The sequence below is a fragment of the Pseudoclavibacter sp. AY1H1 genome, assembly GCF_002931055.1.
Lineage (GTDB): Bacteria > Actinomycetota > Actinomycetes > Actinomycetales > Microbacteriaceae > Pseudoclavibacter.
The window spans coordinates 54,913-69,587 of sequence record NZ_PSXX01000017.1 but is presented as its reverse complement, the minus strand read 5'-3'; the positions used below and the strand labels follow the sequence as shown (position 1 = coordinate 69,587).

Annotated in this window: 15 protein-coding genes; 3 read left to right on the top strand and 12 right to left on the bottom strand. The window is 67.9% G+C overall.

Annotation, left to right across the window (positions count from 1 at the left end; translation table 11 throughout):
* Positions 1-4 precede the first annotated feature (4 nt).
* Together C5E05_RS18690 and C5E05_RS18685 are read left to right on the top strand one after the other, a co-directional pair.
* Positions 5-1,450, top strand: coding sequence for a PucR family transcriptional regulator (locus C5E05_RS18690; protein ID WP_104342777.1), 1,446 nt, complete (start codon positions 5-7; stop codon positions 1,448-1,450).
* Between the two features lie 45 nt (positions 1,451-1,495).
* On the top strand, positions 1,496-2,008 hold the full coding sequence (locus tag C5E05_RS18685; RefSeq protein ID WP_104342776.1) for a hypothetical protein: 513 nt from the start codon (positions 1,496-1,498) through the stop codon (positions 2,006-2,008).
* On the opposite strand, the gene C5E05_RS18680 is transcribed toward C5E05_RS18685, so the two are convergent.
* From C5E05_RS18680 to C5E05_RS18670, 3 genes are read right to left on the bottom strand one after another with little or no spacing between them, the layout of a single operon-like run.
* Entirely contained in the window at positions 2,005-2,415 is a 411-nt protein-coding gene (locus C5E05_RS18680) for a hypothetical protein (RefSeq protein ID WP_104342775.1), read from the bottom strand. The two genes, C5E05_RS18685 and C5E05_RS18680, sit on opposite strands and share 4 nt — an antisense overlap.
* Before the next feature lie 51 nt (positions 2,416-2,466).
* Complete coding sequence (locus C5E05_RS18675; RefSeq protein WP_219819584.1) at positions 2,467-3,564, bottom strand: branched-chain amino acid aminotransferase; 1,098 nt, start codon at positions 3,562-3,564, stop codon at positions 2,467-2,469.
* Between the two features lie 44 nt (positions 3,565-3,608).
* Positions 3,609-4,691, bottom strand: coding sequence for a 3-isopropylmalate dehydrogenase (locus C5E05_RS18670; protein WP_104240441.1), 1,083 nt, complete (start codon positions 4,689-4,691; stop codon positions 3,609-3,611).
* A gap of 73 nt (positions 4,692-4,764) precedes the next feature.
* On the opposite strand from C5E05_RS18670, the gene C5E05_RS18665 reads away from it, so the two are divergent.
* Entirely contained in the window at positions 4,765-5,292 is a 528-nt protein-coding gene (locus tag C5E05_RS18665) for a hypothetical protein (protein ID WP_104240440.1), read from the top strand.
* A 13-nt stretch (positions 5,293-5,305) separates the two neighbouring features.
* Here the strand turns inward: C5E05_RS18665 and C5E05_RS18660 are convergent, their stop codons facing one another.
* The 9 genes from C5E05_RS18660 to serA form a co-directional block, all read right to left on the bottom strand.
* Positions 5,306-7,072 (bottom strand): ABC transporter ATP-binding protein, encoded by a 1,767-nt coding sequence (locus tag C5E05_RS18660; RefSeq protein WP_104342774.1) that lies wholly within the window; start codon positions 7,070-7,072, stop codon positions 5,306-5,308.
* Complete coding sequence (locus tag C5E05_RS18655) at positions 7,069-7,839, bottom strand: hypothetical protein (protein ID WP_146081185.1); 771 nt, start codon at positions 7,837-7,839, stop codon at positions 7,069-7,071. The genes C5E05_RS18660 and C5E05_RS18655 overlap by 4 nt, the downstream gene beginning before the upstream one ends.
* Positions 7,836-8,561: an ABC transporter ATP-binding protein gene (locus tag C5E05_RS18650; RefSeq protein ID WP_104240437.1), complete on the bottom strand. Its 726-nt coding sequence runs from the start codon at positions 8,559-8,561 to the stop codon at positions 7,836-7,838. Before C5E05_RS18650 ends, C5E05_RS18655 begins: the two co-directional genes overlap by 4 nt.
* Positions 8,558-9,352, bottom strand: a complete 795-nt coding sequence (locus tag C5E05_RS18645; RefSeq protein WP_146081184.1) for a hypothetical protein — start codon at positions 9,350-9,352, stop codon at positions 8,558-8,560. Before C5E05_RS18645 ends, C5E05_RS18650 begins: the two co-directional genes overlap by 4 nt.
* Positions 9,349-9,771: a lasso peptide biosynthesis B2 protein gene (locus C5E05_RS18640; protein ID WP_104342772.1), complete on the bottom strand. Its 423-nt coding sequence runs from the start codon at positions 9,769-9,771 to the stop codon at positions 9,349-9,351. Before C5E05_RS18640 ends, C5E05_RS18645 begins: the two co-directional genes overlap by 4 nt.
* Positions 9,768-10,052 (bottom strand): PqqD family protein, encoded by a 285-nt coding sequence (locus C5E05_RS18635; RefSeq protein ID WP_104342771.1) that lies wholly within the window; start codon positions 10,050-10,052, stop codon positions 9,768-9,770. The genes C5E05_RS18640 and C5E05_RS18635 overlap by 4 nt, the downstream gene beginning before the upstream one ends.
* Positions 10,049-11,347 (bottom strand): asparagine synthase C-terminal domain-containing protein, encoded by a 1,299-nt coding sequence (locus C5E05_RS18630; RefSeq protein ID WP_258064925.1) that lies wholly within the window; start codon positions 11,345-11,347, stop codon positions 10,049-10,051. Before C5E05_RS18630 ends, C5E05_RS18635 begins: the two co-directional genes overlap by 4 nt.
* A 279-nt stretch (positions 11,348-11,626) precedes the next feature.
* On the bottom strand, positions 11,627-11,755 hold the full coding sequence (locus C5E05_RS18625) for a lasso RiPP family leader peptide-containing protein (RefSeq protein WP_104240432.1): 129 nt from the start codon (positions 11,753-11,755) through the stop codon (positions 11,627-11,629).
* Positions 11,756-12,974: 1,219 nt separating this feature from the next.
* Positions 12,975-14,567 (bottom strand): phosphoglycerate dehydrogenase, encoded by a 1,593-nt coding sequence (gene serA, locus C5E05_RS18620; RefSeq protein ID WP_104298334.1) that lies wholly within the window; start codon positions 14,565-14,567, stop codon positions 12,975-12,977.
* Positions 14,568-14,675: the final 108 nt, after the last annotated feature.

Sequence of the window (14,675 nt, the reverse complement as noted above, 5' to 3'; positions counted from 1 at the left end):
GGGCATGCTCGCCACCGTCGACACGCTCCTCGCGAACCGTTCCCTGGGCCTCACCCTGCACACGGGCGAGCCGCAGGCGCTGCGCGCCAGCATCGAGTGGGTGGCGACGACGGAGCTGCTCAACCCGCAGCCGTTCCTCACGGGCGGACAGCTGGTGCTCACGACCGGGATGCGCCTGCGGGGCACACGCGCGTACCGCTCGTTCGTGGAGTCCCTCGTCGAGGCGGACACGGTCGCGCTCGGCGTCGGGACCGGCTTCACGCACGACACCGTGCCGGCCGCCCTCATAGCGGCGGCCGAGCAGGCCGGGCTCCCGCTCTTCGAGGTCGCCTACGAGACGCCGTTCGCGGCGCTCACGAAGGTCGTCACGCAGGCGAGCACCGACGAGCAGCACTCGCGCCTCGAGAGCGAGCACCGCCAGCAGCAGCAGCTGGTGACGTCGCTGCTCTCCGACGGCGGCATCACGGGGCTCGCCGCGAGGCTCGCCAGGCTGACGAGCTCGCACGTCGCCGTGACCCGCCTCGGCGAGCTGCTCGCCGGCAGCCTCGACGTGCACGACGAGGCCGTCACGGGGTGGGATGCGCTCCCCATCTCCACGGGCCAGTCGGCAGGCGCGACCCTCCACATCACCAACCCCCGCGTCAACGAGGGCCTCGTGAACTACGCGCGGTCGCTGCTCAGCCTGCAGCTCATCCAGGACACGCGTCGCGTCCGCGCCGCCCGCGACGCGTCTGGGCACGTGCTGCACGACCTCATCCGCGGCAAGTTCACGGTCGAGGACGCCGAGCGGCGCCTGACGGCGCTCGGCGTGGCCACGGGTCAGGCCGCACGCGTGCTGGTCGCCGAGACCGAGGAACGCCGCACCGCGGAGCTCACCGCGCTGCCGCTGCCCGCCGAGCTGCAGTCGTCGGTGTCCGCGGTCTTCGAGGGCCGTCTCCTCATCATCGCGCCGGAGCGCACGCGCATGCCGAACGCGGCCGAGGCGTTCATCGGCCTCGCCCGCTCGGCGGGCATCGCAGCGCGGGTCGGCATCGGCGACCTCTACCCGGCCTCCCTCGCCCTGCGCTGGAGCTACTTCGAGGCCCGGGATGCGCTGCGTAACGCGCCGAAGGACATCGACGTCGCCACCTCCGCACGCCTGTCCATCTCCTCGCTGCTGCTCGCGAGCCGCGACGTGCCCGTGCTGGAGCTCGCCGCCGAAGTGCTCGGGCCGCTCGAAGCCCACGACGCCGAGCACGGATCGATGCTGCTCGCCACCCTCGACGCCTACTTCGCCCACTCCGGCCAGATCGCGCAGGTCGCCGACGGGCTCGGCACCCACCGCAACACGGTGCGCTACCGCCTCGACCAGATCGCCGCCATCTCCGGCCTCGACCCGCGCATCATGTCGGAGGGCGTGCAGCTGTGGCTCGCCGGGGCAGCCAGGCGGCTGCGCGCCGGCGGCGCGTGACGCGCCGCGCGCATCCGCACCCCGCCGTTCTGGGAGACTGACGGCATGGCGAACACGTACACCCTCCCCAACGGCGTCGAGCTCGGCGACGACGGAGCCGTCGACATCACCGTCGACGTCCTCGACGTCGAGGACCTCGCGTTCGCCCACGTCTGCCGGTCGCTGCGCCAGCAGCTCGAACCCGGCCGCGGCCTCATCGTCACGATGCCAGCCGGCGACGACGTGCTCGGCTACGTGTACCGCGAGGAGCAGCGCGAGGACGGGCGGCGCGACGAGTTCGACGACACCGACTCGTTGTTCGTCGACATCCACGAGCTCACGTTCGAGTTCGACGCTCCCCGCGACACCCACATGGACGAGGACGGCGTTCGCGCGCTGCTCGCGAAGGCGCGCCCGGACACCGAGCTGAAGATCGAGGGCATCGAGCTGCTCGAGCTGCGAGACGGACCGATGTCGCTCATCACCTGCCGGCCCCCGCGCGCCTGGACCTTCCGGCAGCTTGTCCTCGAGGTGCAGCTGCTGCGCGGGTCCTACATGGCGCTCCACTACAAGAGCTAGCGGCGACCCCGCGTCACCGCACGCCAGCGGACGGCGCGCGACGGCGCCACCGCGAACGTCAGGAACCAGCCTCCCGCGAACGCGAACAGCGCCAGCAGCCCCATGCCGGCGACCGGACTCGCGAATACCCCGAGCGCGAGCATCCCGAGCACCGCCGAGATCACCACCACCCGCCGCAGCCACGCCGAGACGTGCACGAGGAACCTCGTGGTCGCCCATCCCGCGAGCGTGGCGACCACGAGCACCACCGGCGCCAGCCAGAACTGCCCGGCCGTGAGGAACCCGGCGAACAGGCCCGCCAGGCCGAGCTCGAGCACCGCGAGCAGCACGAAGCCTCGCCTCGACGGCGCGGCCATCGCCTGCTCCTGGTAGTCAGCACCCTTGCGGGCAGCCCAGCCGTAGACCACGCGTCAGCCCGCCGTCCGTCCGGTCGTCGTGTTCTCCGCCTCGCCAGCCCCTCAGGCCAGGCGCTGCGTCCAGCCCATGAGGTCGGGCAGCTCGCCGTTCTGGATGCCCGTGAGCTCGGCGCGGATGCGCATGCTCACCGAATCCTGCGTGATGACCGGGTTCTCGATCGTGAACTCGGGCGACTTGACCTTGCCGATCGGCGAGATGACCGCCGCAGTGCCGCAGGCGAACGCCTCGACGATCGTGCCGTCGGCGACCCCCTCGCGCCACTCGTCGATCGTGATGCGGCGCTGCTCGATCTTCCGACCGGCCCGCTCGCACAGCTCGAGGACGCTGTCCCGCGTGATGCCGGGCAGGATGGAGTCGCTCAGCGGGGTGAGGATCGTGCCGTCCGACTTGATGAGCACGATATTCATGCCGCCGAGCTCCTCGAGGTACGTGTTCTCCGCCGCGTCGAGGAACAGCACCTGCTCGCAGCCGTTCGCGTACGCCTCCTCCTGTGGGAGCAGCGACGATGCGTAGTTGCCGCCGCACTTCGCGGCTCCCGTGCCACCCGCGCCAGCGCGGGAGTACTCCTGCGAGAGCCAGATGTCGACGGGGCGCGTGGGGTCGGAGAAGTAGGAGCCGGCTGGGCAGGCGATGACCATGTAGCGCACCGTCTGCGCCGCGCGCACGCCGAGGAAGTTCTCGTACGCGATCATGAAGGGGCGCAGGTAGAGGGTCTTGCCCTCGCCAGCCGCCGGGACCCACTGCTCGTCGATCTGCACGAGCTGGCGCACCGACTCGACGAACAGCTCCTCGGGCAGCTCGGGCAGCGCGAGGCGCCGTGCGGAGCTCTGCAGGCGGCGGGCGTTGCGCTCCGGCCGGAACGCGAACACGTCTCCCCCGCCGTGCCGGTAGGCCTTGAGCCCCTCGAAGATCTCCTGGCCGTAGTGGAAGACGGCGGACGAGGGGTCGACCTGCAGTGGCCCGTACGGCACGACTCTGGCATCGTGCCAGCCCTCGGCGAGGGTCCAGTCGATGATCACCATGTGGTCCGTGAAGTGCTTGCCGAACCCGGGGTCGGCGAGCACCGCGTCCCTGACCTCGGCCGAAGCCGGAGCCGGGTTGCGTTCGATCGTGAACTCGAGGGAGGCTCCCTCGGCCATGGCGGCCTGCGTCGTCGTGCCGGGCTGGGTGCTGCTGGTGTCGCTCATGCGTGGGTTCCTTGCGCGGTCAGTCGGGAGATGATGGCGTCGCCGATCTCGGAGGTGCTCCTGGCCGTTCCACCTCGGGATGCGAGGTCAGCGCGGCAGGCGCTCTCGAGGGATGCGGCTGCGTCCGAGAGTCCGAAGTGCTCGAGCAGCAGAACGACGGAGAGGATCGCCGCCGTCGGGTCGGCTTTGCCGAGGCCCGCGATGTCTGGAGCCGAGCCGTGGACGGGCTCGAACATGCTGGGGAACTCGCCTTCGGGATTGATGTTCCCCGAGGCCGCCAGCCCGATGCCGCCGGTGATGGCTGCGGCAAGGTCGGTCACGATGTCGCCGAACAGGTTATCGGTGACGATCACGTCGAATCGCTGTGGGTTCGTGACGAAGAAAATCGTAGCAGCGTCGACGTGCAGGTACTCGACGGCCACGTCCGGGTAGTCGGCGGAGACCCGGTCGACGACACGCTGCCAGAGCACGCCGGCGTTGACGAGCACGTTCTTCTTGTGCACGAGCGTCAGGTGCTTGCGCGGACGCGACTGCGCCTTCTCGAACGCGTAGCGGACGGTGCGCTCCACGCCGTAGGCCGTGTTCACGGAGACCTCGGTCGCGATCTCGTGCGGCGTCCCGGCACGGACCACGCCGCCGTTGCCGACGTATGGCCCCTCGGTGCCCTCGCGGACGACGACGAAGTCGACCTCGCCTGGGTCGCTCAGCGGGGTCTTCACGCCGGGCGAGATCGCGCCAGGGCGCAGGTTGATGTAGTGATCGAACGCGAAGCGCAGCTTCAGCAGCAGACCGCGTTCGATGATGCCGCCCGCGAGGCGCTCGTCGGCGGGGTCTCCCCCGACCGCGCCGAGCAGGATGCCGTCGTGCTGGGCGAGCGCGTGCAGCTCCGCCTCGGAGATGATCTTGCCGGTCTCGAGGTAGTGCCCCGCTCCGAACGGATACTCGGTGAGGCTCAGCTCGACGCCTTCCGGGAGGGCGGCGCGGAGCGCTCGCTGCGCCTGGGCGACGACTTCCGGGCCGATACCGTCACCCGGGATGACGGCGATGTCGAGCTTCTGAGTCGCTGCACGTTCCGACACGAGGCGTCCTTTCCTGCCGACGGCGATCGCGGCTCTCCCAGTTTAGGCCGCGGCTGGGCTAGCGTCTGTCCCCATGACCACCGCCATCCTGCGCCGCAAGGACGACCTGCCTCGGGAGCGCGCCGCGAGCCGCCTCACGGCGTACGTGTACGGCAACATCATCGTGCTCGCGACGCTCCTCGGACTCGTGCACGCTGGCGAGAACCCCGGCGAGGGCGCGATCGTGGTCCTGGCCACGGGCGGCACGACCCTCCTCGCGCACCTCATCGCCGACGCCGTCGGCCACTCGACACGCGCCGCCGACCGCCCAGAGCGCACAGCGCACCTCAAATTCCTCCACGAGCTGCGGGACGCGGTCCCGATCGCCTCTGCCGCGTCCATCCCCGCGGCGATCCTCGGGGTCGCCGCGCTCGGTGTCATCGACGGAGAGACGGCGCAGATCGTCGCCGAGGTCGTCATCATCGTGCGTCTCGCCGGCATGGGCTTCACCATCCAGCGCATCCGCGGCGAGAAGCCCTCCTTCCGCACCTTCGCGGCCGGCATCGGCCTCGCCCTCGTCGGCGTCGGCATCTCCGTGCTCAAGGCGAACCTCGGGCACTGAGGACGCCCGCGGTTCAGAGCGGGAGAAGCTGGTTGCGCGCCAGTTCTCGGTAGAGCTCTGACGTCTGAATGAGCTCGTCATGGCGTCCCGAATCGACGATTCGTCCCGCGTCCAGCACGAGAATCCGGTCCGCAGAGCGCACCGTGGCGAGGCGATGGGCCACGACCAGCATCGCGTACCGTCCCGCCCTGCGTGCGATCGCCGCCTGCACGCGCTCTTCGTTCACCCCGTCGAGGTGCGACGTCGACTCGTCGAGCAGCAGGATGTCGGGTTTCAGGAGCAGCGCGCGCGCAATCGCCAGGCGCTGACGCTCACCGCCTGAAAGCAGCACGCCGCCCTCCCCCAGATCTGCGTCGAGGCCGAGTGGGGAGCGCTCGAGCACTCCCACGAGGTCCAGTTCGCTCAACAGCTCGCGAATGTCGGTGTCGGTGTGCGCCTGTGAGCCAAGTGTCACCGCGTCCCTCAGGGACCCCGCGGGCACGGGCGCCTCCTGCTCGACGTAGGCGATCCGGGACCGCACGGCCTCACGCGAGATGCCAGCGGTATCGACCCCGTTGAAGCGGATCGTCCCCCGATCCACATCGTAGAAGCGAGCGATGAGCTGCAGCAGCGTGCTCTTCCCTGCCCCGGATGGCCCGACGAGCGCGACGCGCTCGCCTCGCGGCACCTCGAAGCTGACCGCTGCGAGCGTCGCGAGATCCTCGGAATCCCGCTCGGGAGCGACTGGGTAGGAGAAAGCGACGTCCTGGAACTCGAGGACATTGCCCTCATCGGTGGCAGGAGCGGTAACGGCTCCAGCTTCAGCATCCGCCTCCAGCGGCAGCTCCATGACCTCGCTGATGCGCACCATCCCGCCCACAGCCTCGCCGACAGCGCTGATCGTTCCGAAGATCTGCCCGAGCGGCATGATCATCAAAAACAGGAACAAGATGAAGGAGACCAGGTCGGAGACGGTCAGCACACCCGCCGCGACCTGGTAGCCGCCGAGTCCGAGGACCACAAGGAACGTGGCCTGCATGGCGGCGGACGAGACCGGCGCGAGCGTGGCGGTGATCCGCGCGACCCGCAGGCCGGCAGCCCAGCTGGCTTCCACATCCCCCTTCACACGCTCCGACTCCGCGCCTGTCATGTTCGCCGCCCGCACTGTGCGCACGGCGCGGATAGCCCGATCCAGCGAGGACGACAGGCGGCCGACCGCCTGTTGCACCCCCAAGCTGGCCTCCTCGATCCGTGACGTCATCATCACGACGAGGAAGACGGCAACGAGTGCGACGCCGAGTGAGACCACGAGCAGCAACGGATCTATCAACCACATCGCCACCAGCGCGCCGATCAAGGTCACGACACCGGCGATCGACTCCACGAATCCCTGCGTCAACATGCTGCGGATGACCGAGGTGTCCGCGTTCACGCGGGAGACCAGATCACCGACGCGGTGGCGATCGAGGGTCGCGATGGGAAGACGCAGGATGTGGTCGACGAGGTCCACCCGAGCTGATCGGATGGCGACCTCGGCCGTTCTCTGGATGAGGTACTGCAGGAAGCCCGAGATCAGCCCGCCCACGACGAGAAGGCCGACGATCAGCCACGGAAGCACCCCAAGCGATTCGCTCGCGCCGACCCGGTCGATGATCTGGCCCACGAGCCACGGCTGCGCGAGCGCCGCCCCCGAGCCGCAGATGCTGAGGACCACGATCACGACGAGCGTGGGCTTCTGCACGAAGACGTGTCGGAACAGACCGGCGAGTGCCGCCGACCGCTTCTCCCGCGGAAGGCTCATGCGCGCACATCCCGTCGGCAGAACGCGAAGGCGGCGGAGCAGACCAATGCCACGACCGTGAGGAGGAACACCGCGTATGCGCTCCCGGGTTCGAGCGCTGCTGCCGGATTCGCTGCGGTCACGGCGGCCGCATCGAACAGCTGCGCGCCGGCGATCGTCGGCAGGAACTTCGCCCATGGCGTCAGGAAGACCAGGACGAGCGATATCTGCGAGACCGCGATGAGCACGAGCAATGGCACCAGGGCCTGGCGGACCAGCACCGCGAAGCTGAACCCGATCAGCGCGATTCCCGTCCAGTAGACGACGCCGCCCAGCCAGCGCACCAGGAGCGAGACAGGCACGCCCTCGCTGAGCACACTCAGCGATCCGAGACCGAGCTGACTGCAGATGCTGAGCAGCGGGATCGTGACCGCGCCGAGCAACGTCACTGTGACGGCGAGGACCGAGATCTTCGCGATGACGAACCTGAGCCGATTCGGCACCGCGACGAGCGAGGTCTGGATCTGGCCGCCGGAGAACTCACCGCTTCCCGCAAGCACCCCTACGATGATGACGCCGATCTGCCCGAGTGCGATCCATTCGAGACCGACGACCTCCGGCGTTGTCCCCGCTGCGAGCATCGGGTCGTCGACGCGCAGCCCCTCGCCAACGGAGGGGGCGGTGACTGCTGCCATCAGGACAGGAACGACGAGACTCACCGCCAGCGTGATGAGGACTGCTCTGAGGGTGAAGAGCTTCCAGGACTCTGACGCCAGTGCCATCTTCACGCGGCATCACCCGCAACATGCTCGGCGCGCCCTTGCGTCCAGGCGAAGTACGCGTGCTCGAGACTGTCGAACTCCGCGACGAGGCTCGCCGCTGCCCCCGCCCTGATGACCCTTCCGCGTGCCATCACGACGAGGTCATCAGCCATGGACTGCATCTCCCCCATGAGGTGCGACGAGATGAGCACCGTGCGTCCGGAACCCGCCAGCGAGCGAGCAAGATCTCGAATCCAGCGAATACCCTCCGGGTCGAGCCCGTTCATCGGTTCGTCCAGGATCACGACCTCCGGGTCGCCGAGGAGCGCGCCCGCGATGCCCAGACGCTGCCCCATGCCCAGAGAGAAGGTCCCGACGCGACGGTCAGCGACGTCCGACAGCCCGACGAGCTGCAGCGTTTCCGGGATGCGCGTGGGCGAGATCCCGTTGCTGGCCGCCATCCAGCGGAGGTGCGCTCTCGCCGTGCGTCCGCGATGGGCACCCGACCCGTCGAATTGCGCGCCAACGCGGGTCAGGGGACGCCGCAGACTTCGGTACTCGGAGCCGAGCACCAACGCGCGCCCGGACGTTGCTCGGTCGAGGCCGAGCAGAATCCGCATCGTCGTTGATTTGCCCGCTCCGTTCGGGCCGAGCAATCCCGTCACCCTGCCTGCTCTGGCTTCGAAGGACACGGACTCGATGGCCGTGCGCTTACCGTAGTTCTTTGTCAGGTTCTCGACTTCGATCATGAACCCACCCCCTTTTCTGCGTGGTTGACGGCCCAGGAGCGGACCGAGAGAAATCCAGCGACGGCGAAGACGCCGATCCAGCTCAGCAGCACGGCGAGCCCGAGCATCGGCCCCAGGTCCCCGACAAGCGGAGCGTCCTGAAGAAGGAGTTGTGCGCCTGCCTGGTCGGGCAAGAACCTGGCGACCGAGGTGAACTCGAGCAGGTACGGCGAGATGGCGAGCGTGAGCGCGAGCATGGCGCAGAGCCCAACGATGCCGCTGCGGAACGCCGACGAGATCAGGAACGAGAGCAGGCTGATGAGCGACCAGTAGACGAGGTACCCCGCGAGCAGGCGCAGGTCTCCACCGGGGAGGCTCGTCAGGCTGTCGACCGCACGGCAGTCGAGGACAGCGCAGCGGACGGCATAGCTCCCGAGAACAGCAGGAAGGGCGACCGCGAAGCCGAAGGCGAGGGCGGAGAGCGCCTTCGCGAGGAAGAAGCTGCGTCGGTTGGGAACAGCGAGAAGCGAGGATGCCACAACACCGTTGTCCCGCTCCTGCGCGAAGACACTCGCCCCCAGGAAGATCGCCCCGATCTGCCCGTAGTGCAACACCATGAGGAAAGCCGACTGAGGCTCGAGTCCGCCAGCAGCGCTGACATCTCCAGAGAGCATCGCCTGGTGCGTCAGCGCGGTGACGCCGTACGCGGCACCTGTCACGACCGCAACGGTTGTGAGACTCGCGTTCCGCGACGAACGCAGTGAGGTGAACTTGATGGCTTCCGCGTGGAGCGATTGGAGGAACATGGTCATGACGGCCTGTCCTCTTCGGTCGTGACGACTCTCCGGTAGCTGGCTACCTCGGGGGGTTCCGACACGGGCACGCCATCCGCTTCCACCCAGGCATGCGCGACGAACGGCCCCGTCCGGTAGCCGGAGCACCAGCTCGGCGCGTGGCCTTCGAAGCGGCAGAGAAGGACCGTCGCGATGGAGCGCTGCAGGCAGCCCTCTCCAGCGCAACGCTCACTCACGCCGCACACCGCCGCGCGCGCGACTTCCGCCTCCTCGCGCGTCGATGGGCGGACCCCACGGCGCAGCTCGATGAGCAACCGTCTGATCTGCCGCGGCTTGGCGTACGTGATCAGATACGCGACCGAGACCGCGCACCGCACGGTCAGGGCGCGGCAGCCTCTCGTCGCGATGGAAGGCTGGGCGTTCAGCGGAAGGCTCATGCGCTGCGCTTCACGATGCGCGCTTTGATCAGGACGGCCAAGAGGCCTCGCACGTCATCTCGCACGCCTGCCGAGGGGCCGTGCTCGCGCTCCAACCGGTCAACGGCGTCCGCGCGCGTGCATCCCCGGACGGTGAGCTCAAGCACCAGCCTGGCGGTCGAGTTGCCGCGCCAGTACATTCCTCCACCTGCATCGAAAACCACAACCCCTTCTCCCTCTTGCTCAAACGAGCATGTCGGCGACAAGGTATAGATATCGGCGTCGCTCAATCTGTCGCTCATTCGCCTTCCATTTCCCGAGCCCAGAGCTCAAGGGTCGCGAGCTGCTCGATTTCGAAGAGGTCGTGCGTCTTCAACACGGGCATCTCCAGTGCAGTGAGAATCGCGTCGGGATTCAACAGACCTTGATCGATAAGAAAACTCTCGCGAAACAGTGATTTCAGGCCATCGATTCTGGAAGCAAAGGCACTGAACAGATCTGCGCTGTACTCACCCTTGTCTTCACGACTGAATATCCACTCAGGCGCGAGACCCTTCATGCTCGCAGCCAGCAGGGGCTTCGAATGCCGCTGTCCTATCGCTATCGACGAGGAGAGCCCGAACATGAGTCGCAGGATCTCGTCATCGAGAAAGGGCGCTTCCCAACCAACCCCCTCGTCGGCAAACGTCTCGTTGACCTGCCGCACGACTTCCCCTTGGAACATGACCGACTCGGCCATCTGGTGCCGGGCCTTATCGGGAAAGTGCGGCTCGATCCCGGCCGTTGCCTGACCGCGGATCTGCGCCTCGACTCTCGCCCGTGTCTGCGCGGAGGCGAAACGTGAGACCCCGAAGCCCGGGGCCCAGCCGAAGGCGTCAGCGTGCGGACTCACGTCCGCGTGGACACGCGCCACCAATTCGTCACCAAGGGTGCGTGTGGAGCACACGGCTGCAAGAGTCCGCAGCACCGGCCACCGTTGCGCACGCGCCAGACGGGCAGCGGATCGCAGCCCAACAGCGACCGCGCCGGACTGCACCAACGACGACATGATCGCCGGTTGCAGGGCGAACAGCTCGTCACCACCCAGCCCATTGATGTGCGTGCGAATATCTCGGGCACGCTCCTGCTCGAACAGCATCTGCAGATGTGGCATGTTGGCTCGCCAGGCCGGCGGCCCGGAAACGCCGCGCCCTGTGCGTTCCCCGTTCCGTGCTGCCGTGGCGAACGCGTCAAGCGTCGATGTGAAGGACGGCAGCTCCACGAACTCGCCGCGCAGCTCAGCCGCGGCTCGCCGCGCGTATCGCGAGTCCTGGTTCTGTGCATCCGCAGTTCCTGCATGGAAGTGAGCAACCTCGCCCCCGACCGCCTCAACCAGGTAGGCGAGCGACGTCGAGTCCATCCCCCCAGAGAGATCTGCCCCGAGGCGCTCGCCCGGGCAGAGGCGCCGCTCGACCGCGGTGCGGAGAGCGTGCCGCAATTGGTCCGCCGCCGCTTCGAACGTCGCATCTCGGTGCTCGCCCGCCTCCCACCAGCGTCGATCACCCCCTCGCCCCCCCAGCGACAACCAGGTCGTGACCTGGGGCGACCACCCGGACATTCGCCCAGAACGGACGCAGGCGGAAGATGCTCGGCAGGTTGGGGCAGGTCTCCAGCGAAAGTCGGTCGAGGTCCAGCGCAGCGAAGCCACGCAGGTCGAGCTGGGATGCACTGGTACGAACGACCCCGTCATCCATCGTCCAATAGCAGAGCGTGGACGTCGAGAAAGTCGACCGGATTTCATTGAGCGTTGAGATGCCCCTCACCACCTTTCTCCTTCGAGCCTGGAGGGGACGATGCACGCGATGAGCGCACCGCCCCCTCGTTCGAACGACGACCCCTAGCCGACCGTCACCTTGATGAATGCTCGCCCGCCGAAGATGTCGCGCCAGCGACCGAACCAGACCCCGTTCGTGACCTTTCGGTAGGATCCGACCTGCTCGATTTTCGGCGCAATGTAATTGGACATCTTTCCCCCTTGATAGTGACTTCGCGGCCTCCGTTCGACCGCCGTTCTAAACTAGAAAAGGTCGCTCTTCACGTCAAGCATTTACCATGAAGCATCATGCAAGTTTCCGATTTACAGCATTGCGCCGCGACAAGAGCATTCTCGGACCCCTTTCCCACACGACTCTCCCGGCAACGAGAATGCGGTTTGGGAAGGACACCGCCTCCGTGCTGCTGACGTGCTTTTCTGTGCATGCGGCTAGCGTTGCATTCGCGCGGTCCGCGGACCATCCTTCGAAAGTTCGACCCTTGGACAATTCACCTGATTCCACGCACCAATGCGTGTTTCGCCCGAACATTGGGCGACAAGCATCCCCACCACGGAGCCGCGCACTTCAGGTCCACCCCATCCCGAGCGCACAACAATGCTGCTTGTGTGCACAACCGCGGCGATCTGTGACGCCTCGGGTGTGAGTTCACGGGACATCGGTGACAGTTTTGCCCGCGAATGATCTGGAGCTGAACGGTGCCACCGGCGGCTGACTGATCGCGGGACCGACACGGGCATCAACAGGCTCATTCGACGACATGCCCCGGGTTGATCAGCACGCCCACCCAACCGATAAGCCCGAGAAGTGTCACTACCGGCCCCGCTCGAACTGTCACCGATGTCCCGCGACATGACGGATGCCAAAGAGGCCACTTGGCTGGCAGCGACGGGCGTCGCTCGCCTCGAGAGCGCCACTTGCCTGGCAGCGCTCGCGCCAGCGCAGCATCGTCCAACTTGCGTGATGGACGCGCCAGAACAGCCTCGCAAGGCCCCGCCGACCCGCATCCATCCCGGAAGTTGGTCACGCCACGAGCCGGCCGCGGCGACAGACCAACCACCGGGACCGTCCACGCCCCGCCACCCGCTCCGGCCCCGAGCCTCCATCGCTGCCCAGCAGTCGCCCTCCAGCCGGGGCGTCAGCGGGGCAATTGGCTGGCAGCGATCGCGCCCGCGGCGGGACGGGACGGGACGGGACGGGACGGCTCTCCACCCGCCCGGGCGTCGGCCAGCTTGCGTGACGGATGCACCGCAGCACGTCCACCGGGTCCCACCGGGCGGCATCCATCCCGCAAGCTGGCCATGACAGCCACTGACCAAAAAACGCTGCCTGCGTCTTCACCCCCGGCGAGCTCTCGCAGGGGGTGAAGACGCAGGCAGCGTTCGCCGGGGCGGCAGGCCGCCGCTGGAAGTGCTAGCTCTCGATGATGTCGATCTCGTGCAGCTCGGAGGCGCCGATCGCGTCGCGCAGCTTCGCGAGCAGCTCGTCGCTCGCGGGCTCGTCGATCGTGAGCACGGAGAGGGCCTGGCCGCCCTCTTCATCGCGCGCGATCTGCATGCCGGCGATGTTCACACCGGCGTCGCCGAGCGCGGCACCGTAGACGGCGACGACGCCGGGGCGGTCGCTGTAGACCATCACGAGGTGGTGGTTCGCGAGCGGCACTTCGATGCTGTATCCGTTGATGCCGACGAGCTTCTCGATCTGCTTCGGGCCGGTGAGCGTGCCGGACACGGAAACCGTCTTGCCGTCGCTGAGCGTCGCGCGGAGGGTAAGCACGTTGCGGTACTCGTCGCTGTCCTCATCCGCGTTCATGCGAACCTCGAGGCCGCGCTCCTCCGCGAGGAGCGGCGCGTTCACGTAGGAGACCTGCTCGGTAACCATGTTCGTGAAGAAGCCCTTGAGCGCGGCGAGACGCAGCGCCTTGATCTCGTAGCGTGCGAGCTCGCCGTGCACCTCGATGTCGAACGCCACCGGGGAGGCGCCGATGAGGCCCTGCAGGAACTGGCCGAGCTTCTCCATGAGCGGGATGCCGGGGCGCACGTACTCGTCGATGACGCCGCCGGCGACGTTCACCGCGTCGGGCACGAGCTCACCGGCGAGCGCGAGGCGCACGGAGCGGGCAACCGAGACGCCGGCCTTTTCCTGGGCCTCGTCGGTGGATGCGCCCAGGTGCGGCGTGAGCTGCAGGTTCGGCTGGTCGAGGAGGTCGCGGTTCGACGGCGGCTCGGTGACGAACACGTCGAGGGCGGCGCCGGCGATCTTGCCCGACTCGAGGGCGTCGCGGAGCGCGTTCTCGTCGATGATGCCGCCGCGTGAGCAGTTCACGATGCGCAGCTCGGGCTTGGCGAGCGCGAACTCCGCGTCGCCGATGAGCCCCGTCGTCTCGGGGGTGCGCGGGATGTGGATGGTGATGAAGTCGGACTGCGCCATGAGCTCTTCGAGGCTGAGGAGCTGCACGCCCAGCTGGGAGGCGCGGGCGGGCGTCACGTAGGGGTCGTAGGCGACGAGCGTCACGCCGAAGCCCTTGAGGCGGTCGACGACGAGCGTGCCGATGCGGCCGAGGCCGACGATGCCGACGGTCTTCTCGAACAGCTCGACACCCGTGTACTTCGAGCGCTTCCAGTCGCCGGCCTTCATCGACGCGTTGGCGTTCGGGATGTGGCGAGCGAGCGAGATGATGTGGCCGACCGCGAGCTCGGCGGCCGACGTGATGTTCGAGGTGGGCGCGTTGACGACCATGACGCCGGCCTTCGTGGCGGCTGGCGTGTCGACGTTGTCCAGGCCGACGCCGGCGCGCGCGATGATCTTCAGGTTCGGGGCTGCCGCGATCGCCTCGGCGTCGACCTGGGTCGCGCTGCGCACCAGGATGGCGTTGGCCTCGGCGAGTGCCTCGAGGAGCGCGGGACGGTCGGTACCGTCGACCTGGCGGACTTCGAAGTCGGGACCGAGCGCATCCACGGTTGCGGGGGAAAGCTGCTCGGCAAGCAGAACGACGGGCTTTGACACGTGAAGAATCCTCCAGTGGAGACAGGGAGTCTGCGGGCGCAGGCCGAACCGATCCTATCGCGGGGCGCGCCAGCGGCCCGCGCCGCCGTAACACGCGGCCCCTGGCAT

Coding starts and splice junctions, on each gene's coding strand:
- C5E05_RS18660 (WP_104342774.1), bottom strand. CDS start 7,072: ATGAGCCTTCCGCGGGAGAAGCGGTCGGCGGCACTCGCCGGTCTGTTC.
- C5E05_RS18645 (WP_146081184.1), bottom strand. CDS start 9,352: ATGACCATGTTCCTCCAATCGCTCCACGCGGAAGCCATCAAGTTCACC.
- C5E05_RS18640 (WP_104342772.1), bottom strand. CDS start 9,771: ATGAGCCTTCCGCTGAACGCCCAGCCTTCCATCGCGACGAGAGGCTGC.
- C5E05_RS18685 (WP_104342776.1), top strand. CDS start 1,496: ATGGCGAACACGTACACCCTCCCCAACGGCGTCGAGCTCGGCGACGAC.
- C5E05_RS18690 (WP_104342777.1), top strand. CDS start 5: ATGCTCGCCACCGTCGACACGCTCCTCGCGAACCGTTCCCTGGGCCTC.
- C5E05_RS18630 (WP_258064925.1), bottom strand. CDS start 11,347: ATGTCCGGGTGGTCGCCCCAGGTCACGACCTGGTTGTCGCTGGGGGGG.
- C5E05_RS18635 (WP_104342771.1), bottom strand. CDS start 10,052: ATGAGCGACAGATTGAGCGACGCCGATATCTATACCTTGTCGCCGACA.
- C5E05_RS18665 (WP_104240440.1), top strand. CDS start 4,765: ATGACCACCGCCATCCTGCGCCGCAAGGACGACCTGCCTCGGGAGCGC.
- C5E05_RS18650 (WP_104240437.1), bottom strand. CDS start 8,561: ATGATCGAAGTCGAGAACCTGACAAAGAACTACGGTAAGCGCACGGCC.
- C5E05_RS18675 (WP_219819584.1), bottom strand. CDS start 3,564: ATGGCCGAGGGAGCCTCCCTCGAGTTCACGATCGAACGCAACCCGGCT.
- C5E05_RS18625 (WP_104240432.1), bottom strand. CDS start 11,755: ATGTCCAATTACATTGCGCCGAAAATCGAGCAGGTCGGATCCTACCGA.